We start from the raw sequence: 11,994 nt of genomic DNA, 5'->3' as shown, positions 1-11,994 counted from the left end.
CACCAACGTCTATGCAAAGTGGCGCCTGATGTCAGCGCGCGTTCAACTTTGCGGGGCGCATCCTCGGCACCTATGAGCCCACCACTGGCAAGACCGTCGATGACGCCTTCCGCATCATCGGCACCGGCAATCAACTCATGGGCCTCATCGAACGGGCGCGGTGACTGTCAGGTGTCGTCGACCCGCTCGAAGTGATCCCACGACAGCATGAGCCGGTTGTAATTGGTGGGGTTTATCTAGGCTGCTAGGTCGAGCGAAAGCCCCGTCGCTGCGAGCCATGAGACCCATCGTCGGATGAAAGCGAGAAAGTCATTCTCGCTGATGCAAAGCACCTTCAGGAACTCAGGGGTTTGGACATCTTCTCCAAACTTGCCGCTTATGAAGGCCAGTTTCTCGGCCTTCATTCCGTATTTCTGAAATCCTCCTGCATCCAAATAAGCGATCCCGCCATGTGCCAGAGCGTTCCTCAGACAACTTGCCCACTCCGAAGCAGCCATGGTCGATGCTCGCGTTTCTGCCTCCGGCTTAGCCAGTTCGGCAGATAATTCGTGCGGGAAATATCGCGCCAGATTCTGGCCGGGTTGGTGCGGCAATCGAGTGAAGCGCCATTCTGACGGCGCGAAAAATGATGAGTGGCGCAGTGCCCTGCCACCTAGTTCTCCATCAATCAGTGCTGTTAGTTGCGGATCGAGCGGCCTCTCATCGACATACCCTTCGAAATGCTTTCCTCGGTGGCGTTCAACACGCTCGATAGGAAGCACGATCATGGGGGTCGCGAGCGCGAGTAAGAATGTCGTGGTCAGCGGTCCAATGCTCTCCTGACCCGGGAATGAGATTGAGTCCACGCTCGGGAGAAGCGTTTCGATGAGGTGGAGGCAGCGCTCAGGCAATTCACGGCTGTAATTTGCGGGAATACCCATGATTCACCTCAATGATCCCATTCCTCGTGACCCAGCGGCTCCCGGTTCAGTTCAGCCCTGACAACGCGCCATCGCGGCATATGCCGATCCATCAAAGCTATAAATCGCTCGCCATGAGATGGCTCAATCAGATGCGCGACCTCGTGGCATACGAGATAATCGATGCATGCGGGCGGCTTCTTCACCAATTCGAGATTGAGCCAGATGCGCTTCGCTGCCGTGTTGCAGGAGCCCCATTTCGTCCGCATGCGTTTGATGCCGAACGCTGGTGGCGAGAGCGCCATGGCCTCCGCCCACGATGTTACCAACGCATGAGCCCGTTCGCGCAACTCTGATCGCTGCCAGCGTTGCACAACCCGCTCACGATAGTCTCGGTCGCTGCCGGGAGGCACTATGAGTTCGAGGCGGTCCCCAGCGATGCAAATTCTCGGGGCACCATACCGGCGCAGCACGCGTAGCCGATATGCCACGCCCAGATGGAAGTGAGTCTCTCCCGAGACATAACTCCGAGCGCTTTGCCGCGCCTGAGCGGCGAACTTTGCCTGCTGTCGCTTGATCCAGCCGAGCCGCGTGATGACCGCCAGTCTCACCGCGTCATCGTTGACGGTCAGCGGCGCGGCTACACGGACCCTGCCGTGAGGGGGGTAGACCCCGAGATGCAGGTTCTTGATCTGCTTGCGGACGACCTCGACATCAATCTCGCCCACCGAGATGCTATGGGCGTCAGTATTCATGCTGTTTATGGACCAGATTGAAGATCGTATCGACGAGTGCCGGATCGCTTATGTGGCGACCGACCGCCCGCCGCACCTCCCTTTCCTTGAAGATGTTGCCGCGCCAATCAGCTTTTTTAGACCGGCGCACATCGTCATCGATCGCGGTGGCGAGCGTTTCGTCGCCGCTCAAATTATCGAAAAGCGCGCGCTTCGCGGGGGTGTTGATACCTGAAGGATAGCTGCCACCGACTTCCGGGCTATGCACGCGCTTGGCTAATTCGACGATCTTATCCAGATACTCCGCGTAGCTCAGCGCATCAGCCTTCCGCTGCTCCACCAGCGCATCGAGCAGTTCGGACATTTGCTCATAGTATTTTGGATTAACCGGCGTCTCGTCGATAATGAGCTTCCGCACATTGTTCTCAATGGTCTCGGCGATATTTTCCGGGTTACCCTTGATGCCCTCCGGCAGGGCATCCACCGCGTCCGCGCCACGCTCAACGATCAGTTCCACGAGCGACAGGTCATCGAACGCGGATATGACTTTGCTGTCCTCGGCACGAATGTAGGTGTCGATCAGGTGTCGCATCGCGGGCTCGAACATCTTGAGATCGATATAGTCGCCACTGGCGAGCTTCACCTCGCTGCGAACCTTCTCGAAATGCTCTACCTCCGCCTTCAGTGCTGCCGCGCCCGCCGCATCATATCCAGCCTCACCGAGTTCGTTTGCGATGTCAGCGTATGCGCGGATCAGCGAAGCCGTCAATTTGTAGAGGGTGAGACGCTTGGGCTCGTTCTCCTTCAAAGCATCTCTGTCGCCGGTGTCAGCGGCACAGAAGTAGTGTAGGTAGTCGGGCGTGCCCTTCGGCGGGGCGACAGGCTCGCATAACGCCCGCAGAGCCTCCAGCACCTCGTTTAAGCGCTGCTGCGCCTTCTGAAGGCGGTTTTCCAGCAGGCCCTCGACATCGGCCTTGTCATAGCCTTCGAACGCACCGGAGGTGTAATCGGTGATAGCGCCCTCAAGGCTGCGGAACAAGTCTTTGTAGTCGATGATCTGGCCGTATTCCTTGTCATCGCCATCAAGCCGGTTCACCCGGCAGATGGCTTGGAAAAGGCCGTGATCCTGCATCTTCTTGTCGATGTAGAGGTAGGTGGCCGAGGGAGCATCAAACCCGGTCAGCAGCTTATCGACCACGATCAGGAGTTTCATCTGTCCCGGGGATTCAATGAAACGCTTCTTCACTTCCTTCTCAAAAATCTCGGGCTCTTTCCCGCCCAGCATGCGGTTGTAGATTTCGTATTTGCGCAGCCGTTCGGTCAGCCCCTCGCCGTCACCCTCGCCCTTCACATCGTTAGGGGTGGGCTTGTAGGAAGTGATGATCGCGCACCTGTCCTTCAGCGGCGATTTCTCGAACAACTCGTAAAACTTGCACGCCTCATAGATGCTGCCGGAAACCAGCATGGCGTTGCCGCGACCGCTGGCAAGGCGGTCCTTCAATTCCATATCCATCAGGATGTCGGCCACGATCTTTTCGAGCCGGGACTGGCTGGAAAGCACCGCCTTCATGGTGCCCCACCGCTGTTTTAGCTGAGCCTTGGCGAGGTCGCTCAGCCCTTTGGTCTTAGCCTCGAACCACTGATCGATCTTGTGTGGGGAGGTAATGTCCTGATCGATGTCGCGGGCTTCATAGCGCAGATCGAGCACCACCCCGTCCTCCACCGCTTCGTCGAAGCGATAAGTGTGGATGTATGGGCCGAACACCTCAAGGCTGGTCGCCTTGTCGTCCTTCAGCAGCGGCGTCCCGGTGAATCCGATGAACATGGCGTTCGGCAGGATCGAGTTCATCGCGTTGTGCAGATCGCCCGACTGGGTGCGATGGCACTCATCCACGAACACATAAATGTCACCCTTCGGCGAAAAGCCGGGAGGGAGAGACCGGCGCACTTCGTCGAGGAAGCTGCCGACATCGCCCTCCTCCTTGCCGCCGAACTTGTGGACCAGTGATCCCAGCAGCCATGGGCCGGTATCGTTGAGGCGTGCGATCAGGTCTGCGCCGCTCTTGGTCCGATGGATGTCCTCATCCACGCCCTTGAAAACCTTCTCGATCTGCTCGTCGAGTTCGGTGCGATCGGTGATGATGAGCACACGCGAGCCGGTCACATTCTCGCGTATCCACTTCGCCAGCCACACCATGGTGAGGCTTTTGCCGGAACCCTGCGTATGCCAGATGATGCCGCCCTGTCGGGAGCGGATATTTTCCTGCGCGGCGCGGACACCAAAATACTGGTTGTGGCGACAGGTCTTTTTCGTGCCCGCGTCGAACACAATGAAATCGTGGATCAGTTCGAGTAGTCGGTCCTTGCGGCATACTTGGATGAGATCACGGTCCAGCGCGCTGGCAGGTGAGTCCGAGGCTTCCATCGCCTCTTTCCACTGCAGATAGTATTTCTCGCGCGTCTCCACGGTGCCGTAGCGTAGCCCCTCGGTGTCGTTGCCCGCCATCACCAGTTGCATGGTCGAGAAGAACGGGCGGATGAACATCGCCTTCTGGTTATCGAGATTCTGGCGGATGCCCTCAGACACCGAGACGGTCGATCGCTTGAGTTCCAGCACGGCCAGCGCGATGCCGTTCACATACAGAACGATGTCCGGGCGCTTGGTGCTGCTTTTGGTGTCCGATCCGCTGACGGTCACTTCCTCGGCGACGGCGAAGTGGTTGGCCTCGGGGTTGGCCCAGTCGATCAGGCGGACCGTGTGGTATTTCTCACCCGCACCGGCAGAGATTTTCATCCCGTAGCGCAGCAGTTCATAAACGGAGCGGTTGACATCGTATGGGATGCGGGAACTGTCGGCCGCGACCCGCTGCAACTCGGTAATGGCGCGGGTGATCAGCGCCTCATCATATCGGCCAGAGAGCCACGCGCGAAGATAGCGTTCTTCGATGTTGCGGCTGTTGAGTCGTTCGTGCCAGTCGCCCAGATAGTCATATCCGAGGGTCTGGCTGAACAGCGTCACCACCCGTTTTTGGGTCGCGCGCTCGATCTGGCCGACGATGCTCATGCGAGTTTGACCCGGCCGGTCAAAAGTTGCTGCATCATGCCGTCCTTGATAGCTCGGAATTTAGAGAGCCGTTGCTGTAACAGTTCAACTTCATGGTCGAGATTTGCTAATGATTCAGCAATCGCAGCTTGCTCTTCAGGTCTGGGCATAACCACGGCTATCCGCTCTATGGTCTTTGAACTTAAACTTGGCACGCCGGATGCTTCGTTGAAGCTCCGCCAGTCGATCATTTGAAATACGCAGAATAAGAAGTATGGTGAGTTTTTTCCCTTGATTTCTGTGTAGAATAAGGTGTCTACCGTCCAGAATGGCTGATCCATATACTGCGGCCTGTCGATCGTCCCTTTGCGACCGATCAAGACAGAGGGCTTCGAATAGAGGGGTGTGTCGGTCCGCCCAATCTCGCCACCGGTAGCGAGGATTGGAAAGCGACCGTCCGCTCGTTGAATTGCCTTTTGATCCCTTCCGTGCCTAACCCGCAATACATCTCCGAGCAGACATGTTTTCCAATTCCTCGCAAATCCCGGAAGGCGTGTTTTCCCCGTAAGAAGCTGCTGCATCGCAGCTTGCTTGATATCGCGCTTCTTAGCGATCAGCGTGTCTAACGCAGCGATTAGGCCATCAATGTCGCCAAGGGCCGCGGCAATCGCCCTTTGCTCTGACAACGGCGGTGAAAAAAACGAAAATGACGCGAGTTGCGTCCCGTTCATACCCGGTTGGCCGCTGCGTTGTGATACTTCCCGCAGCCAATTTTCGAACCGCTTTGTTTTGACCGCAAGTGAAAGAAAGGACGGGTCAACCCGCTTCGTATCAGGCGTGACCCTTAGCAGAAATCCTGCAAAAACCAGCGGGCCATCGCTCCCGTCGTAGAAATACGACTTTCCTGTGCTCGCTCCCGTTCGAGCAAATACTATGTCATTTGGAGCGAGCAGATAACGGGCGGCATTCGGATGGTTGACGCCGACCGGCTTTGATTGATCTAATCGACCTTGATTAGTTATATCTGTGATTCGCAAATAGACTGGCAGGTCTCCTCGCAAAGGAACAGCAGCAGCGTTTATCCCGTATGAAGGGCGTCGCTCGATGACACTTCCAACGGTCTGGCAAGTCCACCCTTGGGGTAATACCGGCGTAATCACTTGCTGAGATGCTACCATTATCTAAAGCCCATCTTAGAGAGATGGCTCGCGACTTTCTTCTCCAATTGCTCAGCAGTCTTAGAAAGAACCGGTAGTGGAACGGCATACCGTTCATTCAGCGTTTTAATTCTACCCGTCAGCGCTTGCGAGACATGATCAATCTCAGCCTCAAGTGCAGAACAGATCGCAGCTAACCACTTGTCCTCGACAGCGAGAGCTATGGCCTCTCCGTCACTTAGCTTTGCATATTTCGAAGCAACCTTGGCGTTCAGCGTTGTCCTCGCCTGATTTACTTCACTGGCTACACCGGCCTTGACAGCCGAAAGCACCGACCATGCCTGCAATTGTTTTCGCTCCTCATCAGCATCCCGATCGCCTTTGATGGTCCTTAGGCGAGCCTTCACGCTAGCTGCCGTTAGCTTTTCGGTGTCTGTTTTGGCGTCCGCAAACAGGCCATCCTCACCGCCATATTCCTCTTCGAGTTCTTCGATCTGTCGATCTATTTCTTCGGCCTTCGTCTCCAGCGCCTCAATCTCGGCTTGTTCCTTGGCAAAATAGCGCGCCACAATCAGGGCCGGTGGAATTATCTCGGCCTTGAGCTTTTTGGCGCTGCGTCCGCTACCCAGCACAAGGTCGGGCTCCTCGCTAAACTTGCCATCGGCATCCTTCAACAGTTCGCGCAGCACTTTCGCCACGGGCCAGCCATCGGTCGTGATTTGATAGGCATCGTCCTGCATGATCTCCGACCAATAAGTCATGATATGCTGGTAAGCGTCATAGCCGTCTATCAGCGGCGCGGCGCGGAAGCGGGCTAACAGGTCTTCGGAAATCGTAACAATTAGGTGAGAAGGATGGTGCCCTCGATCAAAGTCGCGCATCGCGTCGATATTGGCCTCGCGCCACGCAGCGAATATCTCGCGCGCAGTGGTAGCGAAAGCATCGAACTCAGGGTGCGCGTGAATAGTCGTTCGCACTTGGGCAGGTTCAACCTTTGAAGCAAGATAACCGGAACGACTCCCGGGCCCAAAAAGATCGGCACGCAGTCCGGGCATGACATCCCAATATTCTTGCAAAGCATCTACATCGCGTGTCGGGATGCCACCCCTCAGATGAGCATCAATGTCCTGTAGGTCTTCTGCCTCGGAACCGTCGATATACCTCGGGATGTTGAGGTTGCCATCGTTCGTGTTGATCTCAGCGAGAAGCACAATTCGCGAATAGCCAGCAATCTCGGTTTGGCGTTCAAATACATCGATGATCTTGTGAACATCCTGCGACCGCAGTCGGTTCTTCGGCCCGTCCTTGGTGTAGCCCTTTGACGCATCGATCATGAAAATGCCGGTGCGCGAGCCAGCATGGGTCTTGTCGAGCACGATCAGGCAGGCAGGTATGCCCGTGCCATAAAACAAGTTAGCGGGCAGGCCGATGATGCCCTTGATGTAGCCCCGCTTGAGCAGTTCCCGCCGAATGTCCGCCTCGGCATTGCCGCGAAACAGCACACCATGCGGCATAACGACGGCGGCTTTCCCGGTTGATTTCATCGACGCCAGCACATGCAACAGATAGGCATAGTCCCCATTTTTCGCGGGAGGAGTGCCGTATGCGAAGCGTCCGAACTTGTCGTTGTCATCCAGCCCGGTGGACCAAGCCTTGTCCGAAAATGGCGGGTTCGCGACGATGAAATCGAACTGCTTGAGCTTACCGTCCGCGCCCTTGTGATATGGCTTCGTCAGGGTGTTCTCGCGCCAAAGCTCCGCGTCGGCGCAATTGTGGATCACCATGTTCATCCGCGCGAGCGCGTAGGTGGCGACATCCTTTTCCTGCCCGTAGATCGATAGCCCGTCCGGTGCGGCGTCGTTGGCCTTGAGCAGCAGGGAGCCCGACCCGCAGGTCGGATCATATATGGTGTGCTGACGAGTGGTGGCTCTGTTGATGCCCACCACCTTCGCCATGATCCGGGAAACTTCGGCCGGGGTGTAAAACTGCCCCTTCGATTTGCCGCTGTCCGCGGCGAAGTGGCGCATCAGATACTCGTAGGCGTCACCGAGGATGTCGTCGCCCTCAGCGCGATTTTTGCGGAAATCCAGTTCCGGGCGGCTAAAAATGTCCATCAGCTTGGACAGGCGGTCCACCATGTCCTTGCCATCGCCGAGCTTGGCCGGGTCGTTGAACTTGGCGATGTCAATCACGCCGCCAAGACCGTTCGTTTCGGCCACCTTGGCGATGATCTTGTCGATCCCCTCGCCGATATCCTTGGTGCCTTTGAGCTTCACCATGTCGGCGAAGTGGCACCCTTCGGGCACCTCGATCTGGGCATCCGGGTCGCTCAGAGAACGATCGGACACATATTTCAGGAATAGGAGGGTGAGGATGTAATCCTTATATTGCGAGGCATCCATGCCGCCACGCAAAGCGTCGCAACTCTTCCACAACGAACTGTAAATCTGAGACTTTTTAACTGCCACTCGTAATCCCGCCCTTCACGCGCACGCGGCATCCACCGGATGCCATTCAGATGCTTAGGTGGGGCGGCTCCAGAGGACAACGACGGAGAGCGGGTGCGCGCAAATTGTCGGCTGGATGTCAAGCTTTAGGAAGCAATCCCGTCTCGCTGTCGTGCCCCGCAGATGGGGCTTTCGCTGCGTCTGACGCCCAGAGCACGAGCGCGCCTGTCCGGGCAGCGAAGTCGAGCACGCGGTCCCGCTGAGCGCCCCAGATGCAGATCATCAGAGCGAATGGGGCCGGGAGCATTTTGATTCGGTGCTCGTCGTAGAATGACAGGCGGCGTGGCATCAGCAGGACATCGGCTACGCCGAACACGCGCTCGCGGAAGGTGGTAGTCTCCGTTCGAGCAGGGAACAGGCCGACGATCATCTCGACTTCCCGACGATCCCATGCGTCGCAGCAGCGGCCGATCCAGCGTGTAAGATCAGAGAATGGCGGGTTCACGAATGCCAGTCGCCCAGCCCACAGTGTCGCAAGCCCATCGTCCGCCTCGGTCAATACGCGCTCGGCAGGAACGAAGCTGCGGTGATCACCCGCTGGATCGATGGAGATCAGGCCAAACGAGGTCGTCACCCACTCCACCACCTCTGGGGGTGTGAACCGCACATCGCGCCGCTCTTGCCAATGCGCGCGCACCAGCATGGCTTCCCGCGCTTTCGGCGCGAGAACCGTCAGCACCGAAGTCAGAGCCGCTATCGACGCCGTGCCGCGCTCGACGGCTCGCATGGTTGGCACCGATATCCCAGCGCGGGAGGCCACGCCCTGTTGGGTCATTTTGCGCTGACGGCGCGCAGCTTGAACTTGCGCGGCTGGGTTGTCGCCATTGGCGAGCCCGATAATCCTGAATCCAATATGGGGACCGACCTTGGCGAGCGTGCTCATCCGTCCGCCGCCCTGTTCGAGCAGAACGACTGCCTGTCGGCTCACCCCAGCAAGGGCAGCGACCTCACCCTGTGTGAGGCCAACAGATTTTCGCGTCCGCCGAATGGCTGGTCCAATATCCATAGAAAACTATCCTGACATTTTTGTCGCGATAGCTTTCCATAAGTTGGATTGTCGAGCGTCTATCGTGCGCGAGATATCAGTCCGATCCGAATGTCCGCGACGGCTTTTCGGATTTCCTCGTCGACTCCGGCGTTATCTACTTCGAGTGTCGTGGGAACGGGGTCCATCATATCCACCGCCTCTGGGTAGAAAACGAAGTAGCCCCAGCCGCTGTTTTCCGAAAGCCCGCTCTCACGCCAGCGAGGATCAACTCCAGAGCAGCACAATGCCAATTTAACTGCGGAAATGTTGGACGAAAGACGCAGCAGCGCAGATCGGAGTGAGTGCTCATCCTCTCCGAGAAATTCGGTCCCGCTCGATAGTGTCAGGCGAACGAAATAGCCCGCAAAGACCCGTGTTCTACCTGTTGCGACGAGTCCCCGCTCGAAAGTTGCCGTGATCTGCTTTCCCGTCTGACCAATAAGTTCAACCTGACCAGAATGTCTAATTTCATAGTGCCGCCACGCCATGCTCCATCTCCCTGTTGCTCTGTATTTAGGGAGGCGAACAGGCGTTCGCCTGCTGCGGCTTGCATTCGCTCCGCTGTGCTTCGCTCATTGGCCTAGCGATATTGATGGATATGAAGTCATTGGAATCAGAAATATTTTCCACTCATTCATTGGAAAGCATAGCTTGATCCCCCCCCATCCACCCGCGCCTGTGTGGCGCTTATGGCGGGGGGAGATAATCTCATTCACTGGTGAAGTAGCTTGATGTCGCGGCCTGCTGTTAAGCTGTCCCTTGGTTCTTCCTGATCGAACATAGGCCGTGGTATCCCAATCACTCCCCGGCAGCGTCGTTCGGCGCACTTCGTGGCCGCACCCCGGTTCTTCGTGATTAAGAACGGTGCCCCCACCGCATCAACATCAACCATTGCGGAGAGGGGTCCGGGGCTGCGCAAGTTCTCAGCGTCCCCGGTTCAAGTCGTTTAGCGTGCCTGAGCGCACCGTCCGAGGGTCAAAGCCATACTGATAGGCTCGCCTCGATCCGTTCTTGGGCAGCTTCTGTCTGCCCGCCCCTTCCGAGGGCACCATCCCGTCCGTCATCCGGGGTAGGTTTAAGTAGCTCGGCATACTGCGCCGGAGAAGTTTGGCTACCTTGGATTATTTCAGGCTTGGTTCTCGCCCGTCCACTCAAAGGAGGTAGTTCCCTATTTCTTTATATTTAACATGTTCAAGGACAAACCTGCAATATAACTCTCGTAAAAAACATAATGCAGGCTAAGTCGTGGCTGTAATATAAAAGATGGAGCTAATAGACTTAAGGATTCCATCAATGTTATTACAGATTTATCAGGTGTGGCGTCGTGGGTAAGCGTCTCGACTGGACGGCTTATAAGAACCGTAAGCGCCCTCGTCCTCTTCACACTGCGGGCGAAAAGCGGGACAACAAACTCAAGGCTCGACAACTTGCTAAGCGGATCAAGCAAGGGGGCAAATCGCCACATGCACCCCGTCATGGACCTGTGCGCCGCTGGTCTCCCGAGGAAGTTGCAGCATGGGCCAAGGCGCATGGTTATGGGCTCGTCAGCAAATCGCCTGACGAAAGCGCCCCGCCGCCGTGGTGAAGGCGCACCATGAAAGCATGGGCGCATTCCAAATGCTATCGCGATCCCGACCTTCCGAAAGCCCTAACTTCCGTCGATCTGAGATTTTGGTTTTCTCGTTCAAGAGGCAGTTGAGAATGGAACAGGGTGCGGACGGTCAGGAATCGGCGGCGCGCTTGTAGCAACGCGCTCGCCGGTGACAGGCGATGGGCACCGACCTGCTGCCCGCCTTCTCATAGTCGGAGCCAAGCCGCTCCGCGATCATCCGCTCGACCATGCGCCAATATAGCCCCTCACAGATTAGGTGATCGAGGTCCGGGATCAGAGCCGCAAGGGGTGGCTCGCCAGCGTCGACGGCATGGATGATGTCGTCGGCGTGCCGCTCGATGGCGCACACCGCAACGATGCCGATGTCGGTAGCCTTGAAGCCGGTCAATGAGGGCGTCCCTCCCATGATCAGGTCGCGCGGGAAGTCGGTCATGCACTATCCGCCAGTCGAAGAAAGCCGCGCAATCTGGGGCGAGCTATGCCCGCCCCAGATTCAGGTCATGCGACTTGGCGGTAGATGGCCCCAGATTCAGTGCCCCGCTCACGCGGCCACTTCTTCCGGCCCATCAGCCGGAAATTCGGCCCGAGCCATTCCCGGATCATGCGTCCGACCAACGCATTGACCTGCTGACTGCCGAGATGGTGCTCAATGTCGGGAGCGATAACGCGAACTGGCGATTCTCCGGCTCGGGCTGCGGCAAGCACAGCAGCGGCGTTGGATTGAAGCGCGCGCGTCGTTGCCATGCCTGCCGGGGTGTTCTTTTTCTGGTCGAATGCGAATGACATGATGGGCCTCCGATGGAAGCCGAAACACTTGATGTGTCTCGGTGAGCATTATTCATTTGAGGCCCCGAGATATTTACACCCGCTGAGGTGATCTGAGACGAACAGGGCTTGTTATGAGACGAGTTGAGTTTACCGCGCCCGTTCGATGAGGCCCATGAGTTGATTGCCGGTGCCGATGATGCGGAAGGCGTCATCGACGGTCTTGCCAGTGGTGGGCTCATAGGTGCCG

At 57.2% G+C, this 11,994-nt stretch carries 9 protein-coding genes and 1 pseudogene; all 10 read right to left on the bottom strand.

Annotated elements, in window-relative coordinates; translation table 11 throughout:
• Window positions 1-236: 236 nt before the first annotated feature.
• The 10 genes and pseudogenes from ASE49_RS18140 to ASE49_RS06560 all read right to left on the bottom strand — a co-directional run bounded on the left by ASE49_RS18140 (window position 237) and on the right by ASE49_RS06560 (window position 11,765).
• Window positions 237-920 carry a hypothetical protein gene (locus ASE49_RS18140; RefSeq protein WP_156370168.1) on the bottom strand — a complete coding sequence of 228 codons (684 nt, stop codon included), beginning with the start codon at window positions 918-920 and terminating at the stop codon, window positions 237-239.
• An 8-nt stretch (window positions 921-928) separates the two neighbouring features.
• A complete protein-coding gene (locus tag ASE49_RS06590; RefSeq protein ID WP_056769600.1) occupies window positions 929-1,654 on the bottom strand; it encodes a M48 family metallopeptidase in 726 nt (241 codons plus the stop codon).
• A complete protein-coding gene (locus ASE49_RS06585) occupies window positions 1,644-4,697 on the bottom strand; it encodes a type I restriction endonuclease subunit R (RefSeq protein WP_056769598.1) in 3,054 nt (1,017 codons plus the stop codon). The genes ASE49_RS06590 and ASE49_RS06585 overlap by 11 nt, the downstream gene beginning before the upstream one ends.
• Window positions 4,694-5,854 carry a restriction endonuclease subunit S gene (locus ASE49_RS17675; protein WP_082456339.1) on the bottom strand — a complete coding sequence of 387 codons (1,161 nt, stop codon included), beginning with the start codon at window positions 5,852-5,854 and terminating at the stop codon, window positions 4,694-4,696. The genes ASE49_RS06585 and ASE49_RS17675 overlap by 4 nt, the downstream gene beginning before the upstream one ends.
• Window positions 5,854-8,301 carry a type I restriction-modification system subunit M gene (locus ASE49_RS06575; protein WP_056769596.1) on the bottom strand — a complete coding sequence of 816 codons (2,448 nt, stop codon included), beginning with the start codon at window positions 8,299-8,301 and terminating at the stop codon, window positions 5,854-5,856. The genes ASE49_RS17675 and ASE49_RS06575 overlap by 1 nt, the downstream gene beginning before the upstream one ends.
• 118 nt (window positions 8,302-8,419) lie before the next feature.
• Entirely contained in the window at window positions 8,420-9,223 is an 804-nt protein-coding gene (locus tag ASE49_RS06570) for a DNA N-6-adenine-methyltransferase (RefSeq protein WP_162234233.1), read from the bottom strand.
• Between the two features lie 12 nt (window positions 9,224-9,235).
• Window positions 9,236-9,346, bottom strand: a pseudogene (locus ASE49_RS18920) (helix-turn-helix transcriptional regulator); the annotation flags it as partial.
• 59 nt (window positions 9,347-9,405) lie between these two features.
• Window positions 9,406-9,855, bottom strand: a complete 450-nt coding sequence (locus ASE49_RS18135; protein ID WP_156370166.1) for a hypothetical protein — start codon at window positions 9,853-9,855, stop codon at window positions 9,406-9,408.
• Between the two features lie 1,233 nt (window positions 9,856-11,088).
• Complete coding sequence (locus tag ASE49_RS06565; RefSeq protein ID WP_056769591.1) at window positions 11,089-11,412, bottom strand: hypothetical protein; 324 nt, start codon at window positions 11,410-11,412, stop codon at window positions 11,089-11,091.
• Between the two features lie 65 nt (window positions 11,413-11,477).
• Complete coding sequence (locus ASE49_RS06560; RefSeq protein ID WP_056769588.1) at window positions 11,478-11,765, bottom strand: hypothetical protein; 288 nt, start codon at window positions 11,763-11,765, stop codon at window positions 11,478-11,480.
• Between the last annotated feature and the right edge of the window lie 229 nt (window positions 11,766-11,994).

The organism is Novosphingobium sp. Leaf2 (assembly GCF_001421325.1).
Lineage (GTDB): Bacteria > Pseudomonadota > Alphaproteobacteria > Sphingomonadales > Sphingomonadaceae > Novosphingobium.
The sequence above is the reverse complement of the archived record's forward strand: the minus strand, read 5'-3'. Positions and strand labels throughout refer to the sequence as shown.